The 21,560-nt window shown below is 65.0% G+C and carries 24 protein-coding genes; 16 read left to right on the top strand and 8 right to left on the bottom strand.

The window, feature by feature from the left end:
* Window positions 1-87: 87 nt before the first annotated feature.
* The gene (infC, locus tag ACOQOU_RS10650; RefSeq protein ID WP_109766967.1) at window positions 88-624 is read left to right on the top strand and encodes a translation initiation factor IF-3; all 537 of its coding nucleotides are present in this window, start codon (window positions 88-90) and stop codon (window positions 622-624) included.
* A gap of 71 nt (window positions 625-695) precedes the next feature.
* On the opposite strand, the gene ACOQOU_RS10645 is transcribed toward infC, so the two are convergent.
* The gene (locus tag ACOQOU_RS10645) at window positions 696-1,328 is read right to left on the bottom strand and encodes a class I SAM-dependent DNA methyltransferase (protein ID WP_306026283.1); all 633 of its coding nucleotides are present in this window, start codon (window positions 1,326-1,328) and stop codon (window positions 696-698) included.
* 237 nt (window positions 1,329-1,565) lie between these two features.
* On the opposite strand from ACOQOU_RS10645, the gene rpmI reads away from it, so the two are divergent.
* The 4 genes from rpmI to pheT all read left to right on the top strand — a co-directional run bounded on the left by rpmI (window position 1,566) and on the right by pheT (window position 5,883).
* The gene (gene rpmI / locus ACOQOU_RS10640) at window positions 1,566-1,766 is read left to right on the top strand and encodes a 50S ribosomal protein L35 (RefSeq protein ID WP_109766969.1); all 201 of its coding nucleotides are present in this window, start codon (window positions 1,566-1,568) and stop codon (window positions 1,764-1,766) included.
* 34 nt (window positions 1,767-1,800) lie between these two features.
* Entirely contained in the window at window positions 1,801-2,202 is a 402-nt protein-coding gene (gene rplT, locus ACOQOU_RS10635) for a 50S ribosomal protein L20 (protein ID WP_109766970.1), read from the top strand.
* A 122-nt stretch (window positions 2,203-2,324) separates the two neighbouring features.
* Window positions 2,325-3,425 (top strand): phenylalanine--tRNA ligase subunit alpha, encoded by a 1,101-nt coding sequence (pheS, locus tag ACOQOU_RS10630; protein WP_109766971.1) that lies wholly within the window; start codon window positions 2,325-2,327, stop codon window positions 3,423-3,425.
* A gap of 52 nt (window positions 3,426-3,477) precedes the next feature.
* Window positions 3,478-5,883, top strand: coding sequence for a phenylalanine--tRNA ligase subunit beta (gene pheT / locus ACOQOU_RS10625; protein WP_306026282.1), 2,406 nt, complete (start codon window positions 3,478-3,480; stop codon window positions 5,881-5,883).
* Window positions 5,884-5,885: 2 nt separating this feature from the next.
* On the opposite strand, the gene ACOQOU_RS10620 is transcribed toward pheT, so the two are convergent.
* Window positions 5,886-6,185 carry a type II toxin-antitoxin system RelE family toxin gene (locus ACOQOU_RS10620; RefSeq protein WP_306026281.1) on the bottom strand — a complete coding sequence of 100 codons (300 nt, stop codon included), beginning with the start codon at window positions 6,183-6,185 and terminating at the stop codon, window positions 5,886-5,888.
* Window positions 6,175-6,393, bottom strand: coding sequence for a DUF6290 family protein (relB, locus tag ACOQOU_RS10615; protein WP_158585167.1), 219 nt, complete (start codon window positions 6,391-6,393; stop codon window positions 6,175-6,177). Before relB ends, ACOQOU_RS10620 begins: the two co-directional genes overlap by 11 nt.
* A gap of 164 nt (window positions 6,394-6,557) precedes the next feature.
* Between relB and ACOQOU_RS10610 the strand changes: the two genes are divergently transcribed.
* Both ACOQOU_RS10610 and ACOQOU_RS10605 read left to right on the top strand, forming a co-directional pair.
* Window positions 6,558-7,946: a nicotinate phosphoribosyltransferase gene (locus ACOQOU_RS10610; protein ID WP_306026280.1), complete on the top strand. Its 1,389-nt coding sequence runs from the start codon at window positions 6,558-6,560 to the stop codon at window positions 7,944-7,946.
* A gap of 10 nt (window positions 7,947-7,956) precedes the next feature.
* A complete protein-coding gene (locus tag ACOQOU_RS10605; protein ID WP_306026279.1) occupies window positions 7,957-8,943 on the top strand; it encodes a Gfo/Idh/MocA family protein in 987 nt (328 codons plus the stop codon).
* Here ACOQOU_RS10605 and ACOQOU_RS10600 read toward each other — a convergent pair whose 3' ends face one another.
* Window positions 8,944-10,071 carry a zinc metalloprotease HtpX gene (locus ACOQOU_RS10600; protein ID WP_245412765.1) on the bottom strand — a complete coding sequence of 376 codons (1,128 nt, stop codon included), beginning with the start codon at window positions 10,069-10,071 and terminating at the stop codon, window positions 8,944-8,946.
* Between the two features lie 47 nt (window positions 10,072-10,118).
* Entirely contained in the window at window positions 10,119-10,571 is a 453-nt protein-coding gene (locus ACOQOU_RS10595) for a GtrA family protein (protein ID WP_306026278.1), read from the bottom strand.
* A 144-nt stretch (window positions 10,572-10,715) separates the two neighbouring features.
* On the opposite strand from ACOQOU_RS10595, the gene mepA reads away from it, so the two are divergent.
* The 6 genes from mepA to ACOQOU_RS10565 all read left to right on the top strand — a co-directional run bounded on the left by mepA (window position 10,716) and on the right by ACOQOU_RS10565 (window position 16,671).
* On the top strand, window positions 10,716-11,798 hold the full coding sequence (gene mepA, locus ACOQOU_RS10590) for a penicillin-insensitive murein endopeptidase (RefSeq protein ID WP_306026277.1): 1,083 nt from the start codon (window positions 10,716-10,718) through the stop codon (window positions 11,796-11,798).
* Between the two features lie 87 nt (window positions 11,799-11,885).
* A complete protein-coding gene (locus ACOQOU_RS10585; RefSeq protein ID WP_109766978.1) occupies window positions 11,886-12,305 on the top strand; it encodes a methylglyoxal synthase in 420 nt (139 codons plus the stop codon).
* Entirely contained in the window at window positions 12,298-13,326 is a 1,029-nt protein-coding gene (locus tag ACOQOU_RS10580; protein ID WP_306026276.1) for a glucokinase, read from the top strand. Before ACOQOU_RS10585 ends, ACOQOU_RS10580 begins: the two co-directional genes overlap by 8 nt.
* A 41-nt stretch (window positions 13,327-13,367) precedes the next feature.
* Window positions 13,368-15,188, top strand: coding sequence for an ABC transporter ATP-binding protein (locus tag ACOQOU_RS10575; protein WP_306026275.1), 1,821 nt, complete (start codon window positions 13,368-13,370; stop codon window positions 15,186-15,188).
* Entirely contained in the window at window positions 15,185-16,000 is an 816-nt protein-coding gene (dapB, locus tag ACOQOU_RS10570; protein WP_109766981.1) for a 4-hydroxy-tetrahydrodipicolinate reductase, read from the top strand. Before ACOQOU_RS10575 ends, dapB begins: the two co-directional genes overlap by 4 nt.
* A 29-nt stretch (window positions 16,001-16,029) precedes the next feature.
* Window positions 16,030-16,671, top strand: coding sequence for a 2,3-bisphosphoglycerate-dependent phosphoglycerate mutase (locus ACOQOU_RS10565; protein ID WP_306026274.1), 642 nt, complete (start codon window positions 16,030-16,032; stop codon window positions 16,669-16,671).
* Window positions 16,672-16,989: 318 nt separating this feature from the next.
* On the opposite strand, the gene ACOQOU_RS10560 is transcribed toward ACOQOU_RS10565, so the two are convergent.
* The gene (locus ACOQOU_RS10560) at window positions 16,990-17,289 is read right to left on the bottom strand and encodes a DUF1902 domain-containing protein (RefSeq protein ID WP_306026273.1); all 300 of its coding nucleotides are present in this window, start codon (window positions 17,287-17,289) and stop codon (window positions 16,990-16,992) included.
* Window positions 17,290-17,349: 60 nt separating this feature from the next.
* On the opposite strand from ACOQOU_RS10560, the gene ACOQOU_RS10555 reads away from it, so the two are divergent.
* Entirely contained in the window at window positions 17,350-17,994 is a 645-nt protein-coding gene (locus ACOQOU_RS10555; protein ID WP_306026272.1) for a LysE family translocator, read from the top strand.
* Here the strand turns inward: ACOQOU_RS10555 and ACOQOU_RS10550 are convergent.
* Entirely contained in the window at window positions 17,961-18,872 is a 912-nt protein-coding gene (locus ACOQOU_RS10550) for a bifunctional helix-turn-helix domain-containing protein/methylated-DNA--[protein]-cysteine S-methyltransferase (protein ID WP_306026271.1), read from the bottom strand. The two genes, ACOQOU_RS10555 and ACOQOU_RS10550, sit on opposite strands and share 34 nt — an antisense overlap.
* 83 nt (window positions 18,873-18,955) lie before the next feature.
* Window positions 18,956-19,459, bottom strand: a complete 504-nt coding sequence (locus ACOQOU_RS10545) for a DUF2244 domain-containing protein (protein ID WP_109766986.1) — start codon at window positions 19,457-19,459, stop codon at window positions 18,956-18,958.
* Between the two features lie 21 nt (window positions 19,460-19,480).
* Between ACOQOU_RS10545 and nth the strand changes: the two genes are divergently transcribed.
* Together nth and ACOQOU_RS10535 are read left to right on the top strand one after the other, a co-directional pair.
* Window positions 19,481-20,242, top strand: coding sequence for an endonuclease III (gene nth / locus ACOQOU_RS10540; RefSeq protein WP_109766987.1), 762 nt, complete (start codon window positions 19,481-19,483; stop codon window positions 20,240-20,242).
* A complete protein-coding gene (locus ACOQOU_RS10535) occupies window positions 20,242-21,555 on the top strand; it encodes a hemolysin family protein (RefSeq protein ID WP_306026270.1) in 1,314 nt (437 codons plus the stop codon). The genes nth and ACOQOU_RS10535 overlap by 1 nt, the downstream gene beginning before the upstream one ends.
* Window positions 21,556-21,560: the final 5 nt, after the last annotated feature.

The following is a 21,560-nucleotide window of genomic DNA, read 5'->3' as shown; positions in this document are numbered from 1 at the left end:
CGTTCATGCTATGGACCTGCCGTCCGCACCCCGGCCAGCCGGCTCGGACCATGAACCCTTCCGGTCAATATCAAGGAGATTACGACCATTCGCAGACCATTCAGAGCGCCACCGCCGCAAAAGTCCGGCCCGCCCGCCAATGACGACATTCGCGATCCAGAAGTGCAGCTTATCGACGCCGACGGCGAAAACAGGGGCATAACCGAGACGCTCGAAGCGCGACGCATGGCCGAAGATGCCGGCCTCGATCTCGTGCTGATCTCACCCAACGCCAAGCCGCCGGTCGCCAAGATTCTCGATCTGGGCAAACTGAAATACGAACAGCAGAAGAAGGCGGCGGCCGCGCGCAAGAAGCAGAAGACCGTCGAGGTCAAGGAAGTGAAGATGCGCCCGAACATCGACACCCACGACTATGAGGTGAAGATGAAGGCGGTGAAGCGCTTCTTCGAGGATGGCGACAAGGTCAAGGTCACGCTGCGCTTCCGCGGCCGCGAGATGGCACACCAGCAGCTCGGCATGCAGCTTCTGCAGAAGGTGCGCGAGGAAGTCGGCGATATCTCAAAGGTCGAAGCCGAGCCCAGGCTCGAGGGGCGACAGATGATGATGGTTCTGGCGCCGAAATAGAGCGGCACACATCGCGCCATGCAATGAAGGCTCGCCGGCGGCGGGCCTTTTTTCCTGGCTGGCCGTTTCGTTCAGCCGGCCTTGCGGGCGGCGATCACCCAACCGGTCAGGCCGGTGCCGACAATATGTTCGCCATGTTCATCGGCGCGGCCGGTCAGAAGGCCGCCGGCTTCGAGGGCGTCGAGCTTTCCGGCCAGTCCGCCCGACCGGTAGAAATTGTCGTTCAGTCCGATCACCAGAAAGCCGCCGGGACGGATCACACGCACGATCTCGTCGATCGCGTCCGGCCGGACATGGGCGGTCGAAAAGACGCCGACGCAGGCCGCGGCATCATAGGCGCCATCGCCGGCATCGAGCGGCGGCCGGTTCAGATCGGCCTCGAACAGCCGGCGATAGATGCCGGTCGCCTCGGCTTTCTTTAGCATGCCGGTGGAGAAATCGCAGCCATCGATCGCGCCGTATCCTGCCTGATGCAATGCGATGCCCGACAGGCCCGAGCCGCAGCCGACATCGAGCACCGCAACACCGGGCCCCGGCGCGAGCCGTTCGGCCAGGGCCTGTGCGCAGCGTGCCGGCTGGCGGTATTCGTTCTCGCCCAGTTCCTCGTCGTAGACCTCCGCCCAGCGGTCGTAGAGCGCCCGTGTCTCCTCATCGGTCCTGACCTGATAGGCCTTGTCCAGAAAGCGTTCCCGCCCGTTGGTCATCGCGCGTACCTCCCCACCGCCAAGGCTTGCATCCACAACGGTTTGAGTCTATAGGCCCGCGGTCCGAACCGTCCGGCAGGGCATGCCGTGGCGGTTCACGAATGCTGAACAGCCAGCACGTCATCGACAATCGAGCGAAGCGAGGCGGGATCGGCCGATCCCCGTTCGAATTTTCGAACGCCCTTGCGGAGCGCCTGCGAAAGCGGGCCGGCGTGAACGCGAACAATGGAGAGCAAAATGCCCAAGATGAAGACGAAGGCTTCGGTCAAGAAGCGCTTCAAGACCACCGCCTCGGGCAAGATCAAGGTCGCCCAGGCCGGCAAGCGCCATATGATGATCAAGCGGTCCAACAAGTTCATCCGCAACGCGCGCGGCACCATGGTGCTGTCCGAGCCGGATACGAAGATCGTCAAGAAGTTCATGCCCTACGGCCTGTGAGCCGTCACGCACCAGATTTGAAGGAGCCAAGACCATGGCACGTGTCAAACGCGGCGTGACCGCTCACGCCAAGCACAAGAAAGTTCTCAAAGCCGCCAAGGGCTATTACGGCCGGCGCAAGAACACCATCCGCATCGCCAAGCAGGCGGTTGAGAAGGCGGACCAGTACGCCTATCGCGACCGCAAGGCCCGCAAACGCAATTTCCGCTCGCTGTGGATCCAGCGCATCAATGCCGCCGCGCGCGAGCACGGCCTGACCTATGGCCGGCTGATCGACGGGCTGAACAAGGCCGGCGTCGAGATCGACCGCAAGGTGCTGTCAGACATGGCGATCCACGAACCGGCGGCATTCGCTGCCATCGCGGAAAAGGCCAAGGGCGAGCTGGCCTATCTGAAAGACACCACGCCCAACGCATTTGAGGCCGCTGTCCGCTAGGCCAGCGCGCTTCTCAACGCATCACCCAAGTTTGAGAACCCGCTTCTGGCCACCGCCGGACGCGGGTTTTCTTTGTCGCCGGACTGTGAGAAACGAACCGCCGGACAGATAGGGAAACCGTCATGAACGAAACGGCCCGACCCGAGATCGATCAGCTTGAACGGACGCTGATGGCCGACATCGCCTCGGCCGCCGACGAGGACGCCATCGAACAGGTGCGCGTTGCGGCAATCGGCAAGAAAGGCGCGGTCTCCGAGCGCATGAAGACGCTCGGCAAGATGAGCGCCGAAGAGCGCCAGGTGATGGGCCCGGCGCTGAACGGGCTTAAGGTCCGCGTGACCGACGCGATCGCGGCCCGCAAGGCCGAACTGCGCGACGCGGCGATCGAGGCCCGGCTGGCGACCGAGACGGTCGACATCACGCTTCCCGTCCGTCCGTCGCCCGCCGAGACCGGCCGCATCCATCCGATCAGCCAGGTGATCGACGAGATCACCGCGATCTGCGCCGACATGGGGTTTGCCGTTGCCGAAGGCCCCGATATCGAGACCGACTATTACAACTTCACGGCGCTCAATTTCCCCGAGGATCATCCGGCGCGGGAAATGCACGACACGTTCTTCATGGCGCCGGACGCAAACGGCGAGCGCAAGGTGCTGCGCACGCACACCTCGCCAGTCCAGATCCGCACTATGGAAGCGCAGGAGCCGCCGATCCGCATCGTCATTCCCGGCAAGACCTACCGGCACGATTCCGACGCCACCCATACGCCGATGTTCCATCAGCTGGAGGGACTTGTCGTCGACAAGGTGACGACGGTCGCGCACCTGAAATGGACCATCGAGGAGTTCTGCAAGGCCTTCTTCGAGGTGCCCGACGTCGCCATGCGGTTCAGGCCGTCCTACTTCCCGTTCACCGAGCCGAGCCTGGAGGTGGACATTCAGTGCGACCGGTCAAAGCCCGGCGAAGTCCGGTTCGGCGAGGGCAATGACTGGATGGAGATCTTGGGTTGCGGCATGGTGCATCCGAACGTTTTGCGCGCCGGCGGGCTCGATCCGGACGTCTATCAGGGCTTTGCCTGGGGCATCGGCATCGACCGGCTGGCGATGCTGAAATACGGCATGCCGGACCTGCGCGCCTTTTTCGACGCCGATGTGCGCTGGCTGAAACACTATGGCTTCCGGCCGCTCGACATGCCGACCCTGTTCGGAGGATTAAGCCAATAGCGGCGAACCTGCCGCGCCGGCCGCTGACCAACGCCTATCGAAAGCAAAAACGATGAAATTCACATTGTCCTGGCTCAAGGACCATCTCGACACGGATGCAACGCTTGCCGAGATCACCGAGGCGCTGACCATGATCGGCCTCGAGGTCGAGGCGGTGGACGACAAGGCGCAGTTCGCGCCGTTCACCATTGCGCGCGTGCTGACCGCCGAGAAGCACCCCGACGCCGACAAGCTGAAGGTGCTGACGGTCGATGCCGGCGACGGCAAGCCTGTTCAGGTGGTGTGCGGGGCGCCCAATGCGCGGGCCGGCCTCGTCGGCGCGTTCGCCGCGCCGGGTACCTATGTGCCGGGCATCGATCTGGAACTGTCGGTCGGCAAGATCCGCGGCGTCGAGAGCCATGGCATGATGTGCTCGGAGCGCGAGCTTGAGATGTCGGACGAGCATTCCGGAATCATCGACCTGCCCGAGGACGCGCCGGTGGGTACGCCTTTCGCCGCCTATGCGGGGCTCGACGATCCGGTGATCGAGATCGGCCTGACGCCGAACCGGCCCGACTGCACCGGCGTCCATGGCATTGCGCGCGACCTGGCGGCGGCCGGGCTGGGCACGCTCAAGCCGCTCGGCATCGAGCCGATTGCAGGCGACGGCGCATGCCCGGTCGATGTGCGCATCGACGCGCCGGACCTGTGTCCCGGCTTCGCCCTGCGGCTGGTGCGCGGCGTCAAGAACGGCCCCTCGCCGCAATGGATGCAGCAGCGCCTGATCGCCATCGGCCTGAGGCCCATCAATGCGCTCGTCGATATCACCAACTATGTCACCTTCGGCTGGGGCAGGCCGCTGCACGTATTCGATGCCGCCAAGGTGACGGGCAACCTCGTCGTGCGCCGCGCCACCGATGGCGAGACAATTCTTGGCCTTGACGGCAAGGAGTACACGCTGACCGGCGAGATGTGCACGATCGCCGACGAGCGCGGACCCGAATCCATCGCCGGCATCATGGGCGGCGAAGAATCCGGCTGCGACGAGACCACGACCGATGTGGTCATCGAATCGGCGCTGTGGAACCCGCGCAATGTCGCGCGGACCGGTCGCGATCTGGGCATCATCACCGATGCCCGTTACCGGTTCGAGCGGGGTGTCGATCCGGAATTCATGGTGCCGGGACTGGAACTGGCGACACGCATGGTGCTGGACCAGTGCGGCGGCACGCCCACCGAAACGCGCGTGACCGGCTATGCCGGCCATCAGCGCAAGACGGTGGATTTTCCGTTTGCCGAGGTCAGGCGGCTGACCGGCGCCGATGTCGAAGCCGCCAAGAGCACCGACATCCTCGAACGGCTCGGCTTTGACGTGAACGGCAGGGGCGAGATCGCCAAGGTCACGGCTCCGTCATGGCGGCCGGACATTGAAGGCAAGGCCGATCTGGTCGAGGAAGTCATGCGCATCCATGGCGTGGGCAACATCGCGCCGCTGCCGCTTGAGAGCCATGGTGCGGTCAATGGCCGCGTGCTGACCGTCCAGCAGGTGCGCACCCGCGCTGCGAAGCGTGCGCTCGCCGCGCGCGGCATGATGGAAGCCGTCACATGGTCTTTCATTCCGGCTGCCCATGCGGCGGCGTTCGGCGGCGGCGCGGCCGCGCTGCAGCTTGCCAACCCCATTGCGGCCGACATGAGCGACATGCGTCCCTCCCTGCTTCCGGGCCTTCTGGCGGCGGCCCAGCGCAACGCCAATGTCGGCCATGGCGATGTGGCGCTGTTCGAGGTCGCGGGTACTTATGAAAGCGACACGCCGGACGGGCAGCGCAGGGTCGCCGGCGGCATCCGCCGCGGCACGGCGACGCTCACCGGCGCGGGCCGGGCATGGGACGGACACGCGGCGGCGGTCGGCGTGTTTGACGCCAAGGCCGACGCGCTGGCCGCGCTCGAAGCGTGCGGCGCGCCGGTCGACAAGCTGACGGTCGAGCGCGGCGCGCCGGACTGGTACCATCCGGGCCGTTCGGGGCTGATCAAGCTCGGCCCGAAGAACGTGCTCGGCCATTTCGGCGAGCTGCATCCGCGCACGCTCGAAGTGCTCGACGTCAAAGGGCCGGTCTGCGGCTTCGAGATCTTCATCGACGCCCTGCCCGAACCCAAGCGCAAGGCGACACGCACCAAACCGCGCCTCGATCTGTCGCCGTTCCAGGCGGTGACGCGCGATTTCGCCTTCGTGGTCGATGCCGATGTGGCGGCGGGCACCCTGCAACGCGCGGTCGCGAGCGCCGACAAGCAGTTGGTGACGGGCGTGACGGTCTTCGACCTGTTCGAGGGCGCGGCGCTCGGCGACGGCAGGAAGTCGGTCGCCGTCGAAGTGCAGATCCAGCCGACCGACCGAACGCTGACCGACGAGGACCTCGAAGCACTGAGCGGCAGGATCGTTGCCAGTGTCGAAAAGGCGACGGGCGGCGTGCTCAGGGGGTAAGGTTAGCCGCCGGTGCGTGTCTTGATCGTTCGTTGTCCGCGTTTCGAGTAAGCGCGGCTGCGATGCGCAAGATGGACGATCAGCATCACGGTCCCATCTCGTCGCAATAATTCACAGACGAGGCGGTAAGCGCCGCACCGCAGCTTCCAAAAGCCTTTCAGGTTGCCCGAATAGGGAACCAGGCGCTGTCGTGCGTCCTCAAGGCGGGACAATTCGTCCAGCGCCGCCTTGATGCGCCGCTGATCGGCGGTCGCGATCGCCAGAAGGTCGGTGACGGCATCGGGATGCCATTCAATCCGCAAGACCGACCCTCTTCCAAACCTCTTCGTTCGGCACCGGCTCGAAAGGCTCCGACAAACGACTGCGCACAGTGTAGAAATCCTCAAGCTCTTCGAGCTTGTCGATGATCGCCTGACGGATCAGATGGCTTGCGTTCAAACCGTGCTCTTCGGACAGTTTGTCCCAACGAGCCTTGATCTCCGCATCAACACGGATAGACATCGATGTCATGACGGGCCTCATGTGTGCATCATGTCATACATGTAGTGCGTCGCGTATCGTTCTTCAATAAGCGCTTACCGGTTGCCGCCTGAGAAGTCGGAAGCCTGTACGGGCACCCTTGCCCGCTGCCGCTCGCTCTGACACAAGGCGAACCTCGCATGTCGGAGCCAGCCATGAACCTCATCCTCAACACCGACAGCTACAAATATTCGCATTTCGCGCAGTATCCGCCGGAGACGGCGTCGATCTCGGCCTATGTCGAATCGCGGCGCGGCGGCGACTATGACGTGACGCTGTTCTTCGGCCTGCAGATGTTCCTCAAGGAGTATCTGTCCAGGCCCGTCACGCTGGCGGATGTCGACGAAGCCGAGGCGATGATCACCGCGCACGGCCTGCCGTTCAACCGGCCCGGCTGGGATCTTTTGATCGCGCGACACGGCGGCCATCTGCCGCTGATGATCGAGGCGCTGCCGGAAGGCTCGGTCGTTCCGGCCGGCACGCCGATGGTCCAGGTGCGCAACACCGACCCAGATTTTTTCTGGCTGCCGACCTTCATCGAGACCGCGCTTTTGCGCGCGGTCTGGTATCCGTCGACGGTGGCGACGGTATCGTGGCATGTGCGCCAGATGATCGCCGAAACCCTCGACCGGACCTGCGACGATCCGGGGCCGATCCTGCCGTTCCGCCTGCACGATTTCGGCGCGCGCGGCGCGACCAGCCATGAGCAGGCCGGCCTTGGCGGCGTCGCCCATCTGGTCAATTTCCTGGGCACCGATACCGTCGCGGCGCTCGTCTATGCGCGCAAATATTACGGCGAGGAGATGGCCGGCTTTTCGATCCCCGCCGCCGAACATTCGACGATGACCTCCTGGGGCGAGGAACGCGAGGCGGCGGCCTATGAGAACATGGTCGAACAGTTCGGCGGTGACGGCAAGCTCGTCGCTGTGGTCTCCGACAGCTACGATCTGTTCCGCGCGGTGCGCAACATCTGGGGCGGCGAACTGAAGGAAAAGGTCGAGAACATGGGCGGTACGCTGGTTGTGCGGCCCGATTCGGGTGATGCGACGCGCGTGCCCATAGACACGATCGAGATGCTCGGCGACATTTTCGGCTACCGCGTCAACGCCAAGGGCTACAAGGTGCTGGCCGATTGCGTGCGCGTCATCCAGGGCGACGGCATCACACCGCGCACCATCCGTGTGCTGCTCGAAGCGATGACCGAGCGCGGCTGGTCGGCGGAAAACCTAGCCTTCGGCATGGGCGCGGGGCTGTTGCAGAAGGTCAACCGCGACACGCTGCGCTTTGCCATGAAGGCCAATGCGCGGCAGGACAAGGACGGCGCCTGGCACGGCATTGCCAAGGACCCCAAGACCGATCCCGGAAAGGCCTCCAAGCGCTACCGGCAGGCGGTCGTCATCGACGATGGCGCTCCGGTGGCGATGCCGCTCAAGGATATTGGCGACCGTCAGAACCTGATGCAGCCGGTCTGGGAGAATGGCGAGCTTAAGCGCGACTGGACCTTCGCGGAGATCCGCGAACGAGCCAATCCCGCGCGAAAATAGGAGGGCCATCATGTTCCGTTGGGGGATTCTCTCGACCGCAAAAATCGCCCGTGATCAGGTCGTGCCGGCGATCATGCAGAGCGAGACCGGCATCGTGACCGCCGTCGCCAGCCGCCGGCCCGGTCCGGCAGCCGATTTCGCGCGCCGCTTCAACATCGCACACGCTTTCGACAGCTATGAAGCGATGCTGGACAGCGATGCCATCGACGCCGTCTATGTCCCGACCGTGACATCGACCCATGTCGAATGGGCGATCAAGGCCGCGAAGGCGGGTAAGCATGTTCTGGTCGAAAAGCCGCTGGCGCTCAAAGCCGAAGACATCGATCCGGTGATCGCGGCGCGCGATGCGGCCGGCGTTGTCGTCTCCGAAGCGTTCATGGTCACTTATCATCCGCAATGGCTCAAAGTGCGGGCGCTGATTGCAGAAGGCGCGATCGGCACGCTGCGGATGGTCCAGGGTGCGTTTTCCTATTTCAACCGCGACGGAAGCAATATGCGCAACGTGGCCGATCTGGGCGGCGGCGCACTGCCCGACATCGGCGTTTATCCGACCGTCGTGACGCGCTTCGTGACCGGGCAGGAACCGCGCGACGTGGTGGCGACAATCGACTTCGATGCAAAATTCGGGACCGACATCTTCGCCAATGCGACGATGCGGTTCGACGGGTTCGATCTTGGCTTTTACCTCGGTACACAGCTCGCCCAACGCCAGTCGATGGTGTTTCACGGCGACAAGGGCTTCATCGAGGTCCAGACGCCGTTCAATGCGGGGCTTTACGATTCCGACCGGGTGACGCTGCACGGTGCCGACCACCGCGAGGCGCAGATTTTCGCCTTTCCGGGCGTCAACCAGTACCAGTGTCAGGTGGACGCTTTTGCCCGCCATGTGGCGGGATCGGGCGAAGCGCTGTTCACGCTTGAGAGTTCCCGCGCCAACCAACGGGCCATCGACGCAGTCTATAGGGCGGCGGAAAGCGGCGAGCGCACGCGCGTCTGATCACCACCAGACGCCGCCGCGACCGATGCGGATGCGCGGGGCTTGATCTGCGGGCGGATGCAGCGGACCGGCACAACCCGGACAATCGGCTTCGGTGGCGCCGACGACCGGCCCGACCGGTGGACGCGTCTCGGCAAAGGCCAGCCAGTCACGCATTCGGTCCTGCTCGCGCCGGGGAATTTTCGGAACCGGCGAAACCCGCCGTCGCAGCGGAGCCTGACGGGCAGTGGGATTGTCTGCCGGCGGCGTGCGCAGCAATGTCGGCTTGAGCGCCTGCAACCGTTCGACCCGTTCTGCGGTCGGCGGATGCGAGCGCAGCATGGAAGGCTCGGCCATCCGGCCGGCGGGCAGCAACATCGCTTCGAGCCTGCGCCGATGGGCGCCTTCAAGCTTGACGAGGGCCGACGACAGGCCGTCCGGGTCGCCGGTCAGCATGGCGGCACCATAATCGGCGTCGAACTCGCGGGTGCGCGACAGTGCAAGCTGCAGCAGGCTGCCCACGGTCGGCGCCGCGATCATCGCCACAATGCCGAGCCAGGGCACGGTCGGAAAGAAGCCCGAAAGGTTGAACAGAACGGCGATGATGCCGATGGTCGACAGGGTCGATGTCAGCCGCGAGACGACATCGGCCAGGCTCATCACCTTGATGTCCTCGTTGCGGATATGCGTGATCTCGTGGGCCAGAACGCCGGCCAGTTCGCGTGTGGTCAGGCTCCGCACCAGCGCATCAGTCACCGCGATCGCCGATGCATCGCGCCGACCCACGGCAAACGCGTTCATCAGCGGCGACGGAACCACATGCAGATCGGGCGCTCGGGTCAGGCCGGCGCGACGCGAGAGCTCGGCGACGATGGCGTGGCCCGCCGGAAACCGGTCCGGCCCCACAGGCTTTGCCTTGTACATGCGCAGGACGACCGACGGCGAAACCCGCCGGGCAGCGAACAGGCTGACGCCCCCGAAGATGAGCGCGTAGACGATACCGGTCGTGCCGGCGATCGCCCAGGCCGTCATCGCAAGAAGGGCGAGCGAGCCGGCGACCAGCACGAATGTGTGCAGCCGGTTTGCGAAGCGGTGACGCCGATGGATGGCATGGGTCTGTTCGAAAAAGGCGAAGGCCATGGCGTTCATATGGGCGACGCCACGGCCGGTTTGGAGTCCCTGCTTTGGGCCCGATCTCAGCCCTTCACGCCGAACACGAAGCGCGAATAGCCCAGATAGGAAAAGACGGTGACGCAGGCGACGGCAACGAATGTCGCCATTTCGGGCAGGAACCAGTCCGGCGTTGCCAGAAGGACCGCCGAATAGATCAGATAGTTCAACACCGCGCCGATGATGGCCACCGTGACATAGCGCGCGGCCTCATTGCCCACCGTCCTGCCGCTGGCACCGAAGGTGAAGGTCCGGTTGATCAGCCAGGTGGTCAGCATCGCCGCGCCAATCGCCGGGATGCGGGCGGCAAAAGGACCAAGGCCTGCCAGCTCGATCAGCCCGCGAAGCACCGCCAGATCGACGATGAAGCCGGCGCCGCCGGCGAAGGCGAAGCTGAAAAGCCGGCCGAGCCGGGTTCTGGCGGGCTTGACGGCGGGGTCCCGGCCGGGCGTATCGGCATGTTCACCGGTCTGTTTCATGGAACCCTTCATACCGTGGCGGGGTAAACCAATCCTGTCGCGGCGTGCCGGCGCCGGCGATTGGCCGGGCTGGTTGGAGCGGGATGCAAATCGCGATAGACTCGGTGCCATCTGCGGTCGGAATCAGGCGACGGGGAGGCGGCGATGGGTGTTTTTGCACGATTTTCGATGCGAGCCCGGTTCAAACCGGCGCTGACCGGGCTTGCGGTTGTGGGACTTGCGCTAATGTGCGGCCTTGGCTCCACGCCGGCCCTGGCGGAAGAGCCGGCCAAGCAATTGTTCGGCAACACGCCGCTGCCGGCGGCGACTGAAGCCCGCGTCCACGGATTTTATTCCAGTGGCTGCATTGCCGGCGCGGTCGCGATGCCCATCGACGGTCCGAACTGGCAGGCCATGCGGCTCGAGCGCAACCGCCGCTGGGGCCATCCGGACCTGATCGCGCTGGTGCAGCGCCTGTCGCGCGAGGCGGCGGCCGATGGCTGGCCGGGCCTTCTGGTCGGCGACATTTCCCAGCCGCGCGGCGGGCCGATGCTGTCCGGCCACGCGTCCCATCAGGTCGGGCTCGATGCCGACATCTGGCTGACAAAAATGCCGAACCGGCGCCTGACGCAGAGCGAGCGCGCCAACACCAGTGCGGTCTCGGTCCTCAAACAGGGCACGATTCATGTCGATCCGGCGATCTGGACCGCCGAACATGCCAAACTGCTGCGGCGGGCAGCGTCCTACGGCGCGGTGGAGCGGCTGTTCGTGCATCCGGGCATCAAGCGGGCGATGTGCGACGCCTATGGCGCCGATCGCGGCAATGATCGCTGGATGATCAAGATCCGTCCCTATTACGGCCACCACTACCACTTTCATATCCGCATGAAGTGTCCGGCCGATTCGCCCAATTGCCGGCCGCAAGACCCGGTGCCTGCATCCGGCAATGGCTGCGATGCCTCGCTCGACTGGTGGTTCACCTCCGAACCCTGGACGCCGAAACCGCAGGCGCCGGGCACCAAGCCCCGGCCGCGCCGCGAAAAGACGCTCGCCGACCTGCCCAATGCCTGCCGTGGCGTGCTGCGCGCGCCGCGCCCGGCCTCGGAGAGCCTGGCGACCTATTCGGCGTCATTCGATCAGGTTGCGATGATCGCCTCAGCCGTTCCGATTGCCGACGCTGCGCCGGCGCGCGCGGCGCTTCCGGGGCTGGCGCGCCTGCCGATACCCGCCGACCGGCCACGGCAGTAGATGGCGCGAAAAAAGATGCGAGCCCATCTTTCACGCGGACCCCGAAACGGTTAAGAGAAACACGTCTTCTAAATCGATTGAACCACCATGTCCGATGCCCTCACCATCGCCCTGGTCGCCCATGACCAGAAGAAGGACGACATGGTCGCGTTCGTCCGGCGCCATGCGCCGCTTCTGTCGCGCTGCAGCCTGGTGGCGACGGGCACGACCGGCGGACGCATTGCCGATGCCGATCCTGCGCTGGATGTATCGCGGCTCCGCAGCGGGCCGCTGGGCGGCGACCAGCAAATCGGTGCGATGATTGCCGAAGGCGCCATCGACTCGCTGATCTTCTTCGTCGATCCGCTGACGCCGATGCCGCACGATGTCGATGTCAAGGCGCTGATGCGGCTGGCGATCGTCTATGACATTCCCATGGCGCTCAATGCCGCCACCGCCGACATTCTTCTCACCGCGCTGATTGCGGGGCACACCCCGGCGCAAGACACGGAAAAGGCCCATGCCTAGCTCCTCCAGCACCAGCCACTTCGTTTTGCCGTTCCCGATCCTGATCGCCGATGTCGGCGGCACCAATGCGCGGTTTTCGATCCTCATCGACGCCAATGCCGAGCCGAAGGCATTTACGACCATCCGGACGCGCGATTTTCCGACGCTGGATGCCGCGATCCAGAGCCACGTGCTCGACCAGACCTCGCTGATGCCGCGCAGCGCCGTACTGGCGGTGGCCGGGCCGACCGACGGCGACACGATCGACCTGACCAACAATGACTGGGTGGTCCATCCGCGCCGGATGATCGAGGAACTGGGGTTCGACGATGTGGTCGTGCTGAACGATTACGAGGCACAGGCGCTCGCGGTCGTCGCGCTCGACGAAGGCAATCTGCAGCAGATCGGCGGCGGCGAACGCGACCCCGGCGCAAACCGCGTGGTTATCGGCCCCGGCACCGGCCTTGGGGTTGCCGGCTTGGTCCATGCCGCACTGACCTGGATTCCGGTCGCCGGCGAGGGCGGCCATGTCGATCTCGGCCCGCAGACCGATCGCGATGCCGAGATCTTCGCCCATCTCGAGCGGATCGAAGGGCGGGTCTCGGGCGAACAGGTGCTGTGCGGCAGCGGCATGGTCAATCTCTACAGGGCCGTCGCTCGCGCCAACGGCAACGAACCGCGCTTTTCCGACCCATCCGAGGTCTCACAGGCTGCCGAACAGAAGGCCGATCCGGACGCCGTCGAGACACTCGATCTGTTCGCCGAATATCTCGGCCGCGTGGCCGGCGATCTGGCGCTCGTCTTCATGGCGCGTGGCGGGGTCTATCTCACCGGCGGCATCACCTTGAAAATCCTACCCTTTTTCAATGCCGAGCGTTTCCGGACCGCCTTTGAGAACAAGGCCCCGCACGGCGAACTGGTCGGTGCCATTCCGACCTATGCCGTCTTGCACGACCGCGCGCCGATGGAAGGGCTTGCCGCCTATGCGCGCACGCCGTCGCGGTTCGGCGTGTCGCTGGAAAACCGGCACTGGACGCGCTGAGCGCCTGTCCACGCCCTATTGAATAGGCTATAGCGCGCGCCATGAACGACAGACCGGACACGGCCGCGATCAGGGACGGGCTTGGCGGAGGCGTCATCGCGGTTCTGCGGCGCATCCTGTCGGAAAACGGCCGCGCCTATGCGTGGCACTACGCAATCACCATCGTGTGCCTCGTCCTGATCGGCATGACCACGGCGTTCGTCGCCTGGATCACGCGCGACGTGGTCGACGAAATCTTCGTGCGCCAGCGCGGCGATTTGATCATCATAATTACGGGCACGGTGATCGGCGTCTTCCTTTTGCGCGGCATCGCCATGTATGTGCAGGCGGTGGTGCTGGCGCGCATCGGCAACGATCTGGTCGCGCGCTACCAGAGCCGGGTCTTCGACAAGTTGATGAAGCTTGGCATCGGCTATTTCACCGAAGCGCGCTCGGGCCATCTGTCGGCCCGCATCGCCGAGAACGTCAACGGTATCCGCGACGTGCTGTCGCTGACGCTCACAGCGCTGGGCCGCGACCTGATCTCGCTGATCGGCCTTCTGGTCGTCATGGTGACGATGGACCCGATGCTGTCGCTGATCGTCTTTTCGGTCGCGCCGATCCTGATCCTGGCCGTTGCCTGGGTGTCGGCCCGCATTCGCAACGTGGTGCGCGAAACGGTCGAACTGAATGCGCGCGTTGTCGGCACGATGCAGGAAGCGGTACAGGGCATCACGGTGGTCAAGGCATTCACGATGGAAGAGCGGCTGGGCGCGCGCATCGGTGCGATTATCGACGATGCAAGGTCCAAGGCCGACCGGCTCGCCGGCATCATCGAGCGGGTCAATCCGGCAGCGGAGGTCTTTGCCGGGCTCGCCGTCGCCGGCGTGATCGCCTATGCGGGCCTGCGAGCGGTCAATGAAGGCCAGCCGCCGGGCGCGACATTCGCCTTCATCACGGCGCTGCTTCTGGCCGCCGACCCGGCACGGCGCCTCGGCCAGCTCAAGGTCAATCTCGAAAAGTCGATGGTCAATGCGCGGATGATCTACGAGATCCTCGACATGCCGGAACGCCAGAGCGACCGCGCCGATGCCGCGCCGCTGACGATCACCGAAGGCGACGTGCGGTTCGAGGATGTCGACTTTGCCTATGGCGATGGCACCAAGGTGCTGCATGGGCTGACATTCGCCGCCCCGGCGCACAAGACGACGGCCATTGTCGGCCCGTCGGGCGCCGGCAAGACGACGATCATCGCCCTGTTGCAGCGTTTCTACGACATCGATGCCGGGGGGATCGAGATCGACGGCCAGGACATTGCCGGCGTGACGCTTTCCTCGCTGCGCGGCCAGATGGCGTTCGTCTCGCAGCAGCCCTATCTGTTCGAGGGCACGATCCGCCAGAACATCGGCTATGGGCGGCCCGATGCCACAGACGCCGAAATCGAGGCGGCGGCGCGGCAGGCCAATGCGCACGACTTCATCATGGAACAGGCGCAGGGCTATGACACGCCGGTGGGCGAGAATGGCGTGACCCTGTCCGGCGGCCAGCGCCAGCGCATCTCGATTGCCCGCGCGATCGTGCGCGACGCGCCGATCCTGCTGCTCGACGAGGCGACCTCGGCGCTCGACAACGAATCCGAGAAGCTGGTCCAGCAGGCGCTCGAAGACGTGATGGCGGGGCGGACCACGATCGTCATTGCGCACCGGCTTTCGACGATCGTCTCCGCCGACCGGATCGTCGTCATGGACAAAGGGGTGGTGGTCGAGACCGGCACTCATGCCGAACTTGCCAGCCGGAAGGGTGGCCTCTATGCCAAGCTGAACATGCTCGGCGCCGGGACCGATACCGATGCCGCCGAGCCGATAATGGAGACGGATGCGTGAGCGAACCGGTTGCCATTGCCGTCGTCGGAGCAGGCGGGCGCATGGGCCAGGCGCTGATCGGTGCGATTGCGAACGATCCGGCGGCGCGGCTGTCGGGCGCGCTGGAACGCGAAGGGGCCGATGCGATCCTGCGCGATGCGGGCGAAGTGGCGGGCCTGGGCGCCAATGGCGTGACCGTGACCGCCGACCCGGACGAAGCCTTTGACGGCGCCGATGCCATCCTCGATTTCACTGCGCCGGCAGCAACGCGGGCGTTCGCCGACATGGCCGCCCAAAAGGGCATCGCGCATATCATCGGCACGACCGGCATGAGCGCCGACGACGAGGCGCATGTGCATCTCGCCGCAGAACGCACGGTCATCGTCAAATCCGGCAACATGTCGATGGGCGTCATCCTTCTGTCCGTACTCGTCGAACGGGCGGCGGCGGCGCTGGAAGCATCGGATTGGGACATTGAGGTCCTCGAAATGCACCACAAGCACAAGGTGGACGCCCCGTCGGGCACCGCGCTGCTGCTCGGCCAGGCCGCGGCGACCGGGCGCGACATCGATCTGGACCAGAATTCGGTGCGCATGCGCGACGGCCACACGGGTCCGCGCGCCGCCGGCGCGATCGGTTTCGCGACGCTGCGCGGCGGCTCGGTGGTCGGCGATCATTCGGTGATCATGGCCGGGCCGGGCGAACGGCTGGTGCTGTCCCATCATGCCGAGGATCGCGGTATCTTCGCCCGGGGCGCGGTCAAGGCGGCGATCTGGTCGCGCGGCCAGGCGCCGGGGCTCTATTCCATGCGTGACGTTCTGGGCGTCAGCTAATTCAGTCAACCGACTTGGGGAGAAAGCCGATGTCCGGCACGATGGTTCTGGTCCGCCACGGACAGAGCGAATGGAACAAGAAGAACCTGTTCACCGGCTGGCGCGATCCGGACCTGACCGAGCAGGGTGTCGCTGAAGCGATCGAGGCCGGCAAGGTGCTGGCCGAACGCGGCATGAAATTCGACATCGCCTTCACGTCCGTGCTCGTGCGCGCCGAACGCACCTGCCAGATGATCCTGGACGGTGTCGGGCAATCCGATCTTGAGACCATCCATGACCAAGCGCTGAACGAGCGCAATTATGGCGATCTGGCCGGGCTCAACAAGGACGATGCGCGCGCCAAATGGGGCGAGGATCAGGTTCACATCTGGCGCCGGTCCTACGACACGCCGCCGCCCGGAGACGATGGCGAAAGCCTGCGCGACACGGGCGCCCGCGTCTGGCCCTATTACATGACAGAGATCCTGCCGCGCGTCCTGCGCGGGCAGACGGTTCTGGTCGCCGCGCACGGCAATTCGCTGCGCTCCCTCGTCATGATCCTCGACGGGCATACCAAAGAGTCCATCACGCAGCTTAACCTCGGCACCGGCGTACCGATGGTCTATCGCCTGCACGCCGATTCGACCGTCGCCGCCAAGGAAGTGCTGGGCGACATGTCCGGCGCGCATTGATCTTGATGAACCGGCTGGCCACGCCGGACATTGTCCGGTGCCTAATGTGATTTTTCTTTGCTGAGCTGTGGCCGCAGCCGATGCGAATCGGCTCTTCAAGACAGCGGAGTGCAGCCGCCGTGCCCAATGATTTCTACCGAACCGTCACCAAGACAATCAGCGAAGTGGGATACGCCTATTGGAAGCCCGCCAAGGGAAGCCACGAGAAATGGCGTCACCAGACGACTGGCAAGCTGTTAATCGTGCCACGCAACCTCAAAAGCCGGATACCGCCAACAACATTCTGAAATCAGCGGGCAGCCAAAAGCGCCTGTGATGTCAGGCGGCCTGCGGCTCGGGCTTCACGAAGACGATCGCTGGAATCAGGTCACGCGCTGTAAACTTGTGCAGATCGGCATCAGTCACGTGATTGGCCGCAACAAGCTCGGCGGCGACGTCGTGCAGAGTCGATTCGAACGCATCGATGCTATCGGCTTCAATATGAAGTCCTTCGATGTCGCTGTCGGCAACCCAAACCTTGGCGTCATCGTCCCAGACCGCTCGTACGGTGTATGTGCGCGGCACATTCGTCTCCTTCAGACCGTGTTGTAACCTATAGGCGCTTTGGGTGCTTGCCAACAGCCCTCTCAAGGTCTGAGATGTCGGGTGCCGAGAAGGCAAGATTGCCCAGAGATGCGCATGACCGACCTCTTCACACTGTTCTCGGACCACTGGCCGGCAATGATGGCGGTTTTTGCCGTTTTTGCCGTCGCCGCCGCGAGCCCCGGGCCGGCGACGCTCGGCATCATGGCAACGGCCATGGCACGCGGGCGCGCGGCGGGCATGGCGTTCGCCGCAGGCGTCCAGCTTGGTTCGTTCACATGGGCGATGGCGGCCGCGATTGGCCTCTCGGCCTGGCTCAACACGATCGCCTGGGGGCTCATCGCGATGAAGATCGCAGGCGGCGCCTATCTGATCTGGCTGGCGGCCAGGGCGTTGCGCAGCGCGCTGTCGGCAAGGCCGGTCCCGGCCGCCGCAAGCAATGCCAGGTCGCTGACCGGCCATTTCGCCCGTGGCGCGCTGTTGCACCTGACAAATCCCAAGGCCGTTCTGGCGTGGATCGCAATCGTTGCGCTGACGCAGACAAGCGGAGGCGGAACACCGGTGCTGCTGGCGACGCTGGGCATCTGCCTTTTGATCGGAGCGGTGGTGTTCCAGGGCTACGCGCTTGTCTTCGCCTCGCCGGTCATGGTGGCAGCCTACAGGCGCGCCCGGCGTGCCATCGAAGGGGTTCTCGCCGGCGTCTTCGGCTATGCGGGCTGGCGGCTGTGGTCGTCGGCCTGACCGCCGGCCAGCCGGCCCGCCTCCCAGCCCAGGATCGCGCGTTTGCGCGTCAGGCCCCAGTGATAGCCGGTCAGCGCGCCGGACTTTCCCATCGCGCGGTGGCACGGCACGACGAACGAGACCGGATTGGCGCCGACCGCCGCGCCGACGGCGCGTGACGCGGCAGGACGACCGATCCGGTCGGCGATCGCCGAATAGGCTTCGGCCCTGCCCATCGGGATCTTCAAAAGCGCCTCCCACACGCTGACCTGAAAGTCGGTCCCGATCAGCACGACACGCAGCGGCTGGTCGTTGCGCCACGCGCCCGGCGCGAAAATGCGCGCCGCGTAAGGTCCCGTGGCTGCCATGTCTTCTTTAAAACGGGCAACGGGCCAGCGGCCGGACATGTCGGCGAAAGCCTCGCGCTCGCCGCCCGGATCGCAAAAGGCCAGGCCGCACAGGCCACGATCGGTGACCATGATCAGCGCAATGCCGAACGGACACAGATGATATCCATACCGGATGATCAAGCCCTCGCCCTTTGCCTTGATCTCGCCGGGCGACATTGCCTCGTGGGTGACGAACAGATCGTGCAGCCGGCCGGGACCGGACAGGCCCAGCTCATAGGATGCATCGAGCAGCGGCATGTCCGAGGCCAGAAGCCGCCGGGCATGGTCGATGGTCACCGCCTGCAAAAACGCCTTTGGCGACAGGCCGGCCCAGCGCGTGAACAGCTTCTGAAGGGCGGTCGGCTCCATTCCGACATCGTCCGCAAGGGCTTCCAGCGACGGTCGGTCACGCCAGTCCTGCGAAATCTTTTCGATGACCCGGCGAACGGTTTCATAGTCGCCGGTTTCGATCGATGCGGGTTGGGTCAGAACGGCGTGCGGCTGTTCCATGGTCGTTTTTCCAAATGATGTCGGTTGCGCATCATAGGATCATCAAGGCCGGCGCTCCGCCACCCGAAACTTGAGAACGCCGATCAGCGCCGCGCGGTCGCCAAAGCCTGCGAAAACGCCGTCGCGAAGCTCTCGCGATCGTCGGGATTGAGGAAGGCACCGATCGATGTGGCCCGCCCCTGCCCGGTCAGACGCATCGCGGTGATGCCGATTTCGCTATGCCGGTCGATGTGAAACCGCGCCCAGAACGGGTTGTAGTGGTGGTCCTGATGGCGGCCGTTGGGTGCGATCTTGCGGATGTGCACGTCCGAGCGCGTTACCGTGACCTGCTCGCGCGCCCGGCCGGCACGGAAGCTCAGGCGGATCGCGAGGTACAGGATCAACACGTCAACGATCATGAAGATCGCCACCGGCCAGGCGCCGAGCGCAAAATAGAAGACCGCATTGCCCGCGCAGATCGCGGCGAACACGCCCATCAGCAGGGCAAACCCACCCGGTGTCAAAGACCGGTGCGGAAAAAGCTCTGCTGCGAATACCGTCTTTTCGGCTGGCGCGGCGGGTTCTATGTCTGGAGACGCAACGGACATGGATCGAGGTTATAGGCCGCAATGGAAGCCAGCCAAGGGAAAAAGCCAACGGCGAAACGTGCCGGACCGGCAAAGAAGCGGACCAGGCGGCTGCCGCGGACCAAGTACACGCAGGACGAATTGCGCGAGATGTTCCGGCGTTTTTCGATCCAGCGGCCCGAGCCCAAGGGCGAACTGGCGCATGTGAACCCGTTTACGCTGGTGGTCGCCGTCGCGCTGTCGGCGCAGGCGACCGATGCGGGCGTCAACCGGGCGACACGAGACCTGTTCAAGGTCGCCGACACGCCCGAAAAGATGCTGGCGCTTGGCGAGGAAAAGGTGGGCGATTACATCAAATCCATCGGGCTTTGGCGCAACAAGGCCAAGAACGTCATCGCGCTGTCGCAAAAGCTGATCGACGATTTCGGCGGCGAGGTGCCGCAAACGCGCGAGGAACTGACGAAGCTGCCGGGCGTCGGGCGCAAAACCGCCAATGTGGTCATGTCGATGGCGTTCGGCATTCCCACCATGGCCGTCGACACCCACATTCTGCGAATAGGCAACCGGATAGGCCTGGCGCCGGGCAAAACGCCCGATGAGGTCGAGGCGATCCTGATGAAGGTGATCCCCGAAGAGTATCTCTATCACGCCCATCACTGGCTGATCCTGCATGGCCGCTACACCTGCAAGGCGCGCAAGCCCGATTGCGTGGCCTGCGTGATCGCCGATCTGTGCAAGTCGAAGGAAAAGACCACAAGCGAGCCTGCACCGCTCGTGCCGCTTCCGCCGCAGGTGATCGGCTGATGGGCGTCAATCTGGTCATTGTCGTCGCGCTTATCCTGCTCAACGGGCTGTTCGCGCTGGCCGAACTGGCCGTCGTGTCGTCGCGGCGGGCGCGGCTTCAGGCGCTCGCCGACCGGAACCGCCGCGGCGCGCAAAGCGCGCTCGCGCTGCATGCCGACCCGGGCCGGTTCCTGTCATCGGTGCAGATCGGCATCACGCTGGTCGGCATCGTCAATGGCGCGTTTTCGGGCGAGGCGTTCGGCGACGCGGCGGCCGATGCGCTTGTCGCGCTGGGGCTGAACGCGGCAACGGCGGCCACGTTGGGCTATACGGCGATCATTCTGGCGGTCACCTATCTGTCGGTAATCGTCGGCGAACTGGTGCCCAAGTCGCTGGCCCTTCGCAACCCGGAAGGCATTGCCTGCGCCGTGGCACCCGCCATGACGCTGTTTGCCCGGCTGGCGGCGCCGGCGGTCTGGATTCTCGATGCCTCGACGCGGCTGATCATGCGGCTTATCGGGCAGGGCGGCGCCGAGGAGCCGCGCGTGACCGACGAGGAAATCAAGTCGCTGATCGCGCAGGCCGAACAGGCGGGCGTGGTGGAGACCGACGAGCGCGACATGATCGCAAGCGTCATGCGACTGGCGGATCGCCGCGCGACCAGCCTGATGACGCCGCGCATGGAGATCGAATGGATCGACATGAGCGATCCGCCGGCCGACATCGCCGAGCAACTCAAGACCACGCGCCAGACCTTCCTGCCCGCGGCCGGCGAGAGCCTCGATCATGTGGAGGGAGTGGTGCGCACGCGCGAGGCGCTGCTGGCCCTGCTCGACGGCAAAGCACCGGATCTGGAGGCGCTTTTGCATCGCGTCGACAGCGTGCCCGAATCGGCGGCCGCGCTCGATGTGGTGACCCGTCTGCGGGAGGCGCCGACGCCGGTCGTGTTCGTCCGCGACGAACGCGGCCATTTCGAGGGTCTGATCACTTCGACGGACATACTGGAATCGATCGCCGGCGCCTTCGTCTCCGAAAGCGGACCGACAGAGCCGGATGTCGTGGCGCGCGACGACGGCACCTATCTGATGAACGGGGCGATGCCGGCGGACGAGGCGGCCGAACTGCTCGGCATATTGCTGCCCGATCGCCGGTCCTACGAGACGCTGGCCGGGCTGATGCTGGACCGGCTCGGCCGGTTGCCCGACACGGGCGAAGCCATCGAGGCCGATGGATGGCGGCTTGAGGTCATCGACATGGACGGCCAGCGGATCGACAAGCTGCTTGCCCGGCGCACCGCCACCACACGCCGCGCGGGCAAGGGGACCGAAGCCTGACGGGC

The organism is Oceaniradius stylonematis, assembly GCF_965223445.1.
GTDB lineage: Bacteria > Pseudomonadota > Alphaproteobacteria > Rhizobiales > Rhizobiaceae > Roseitalea > Roseitalea stylonematis.
This window is presented reverse-complemented; position numbering and strand designations above follow the sequence as displayed.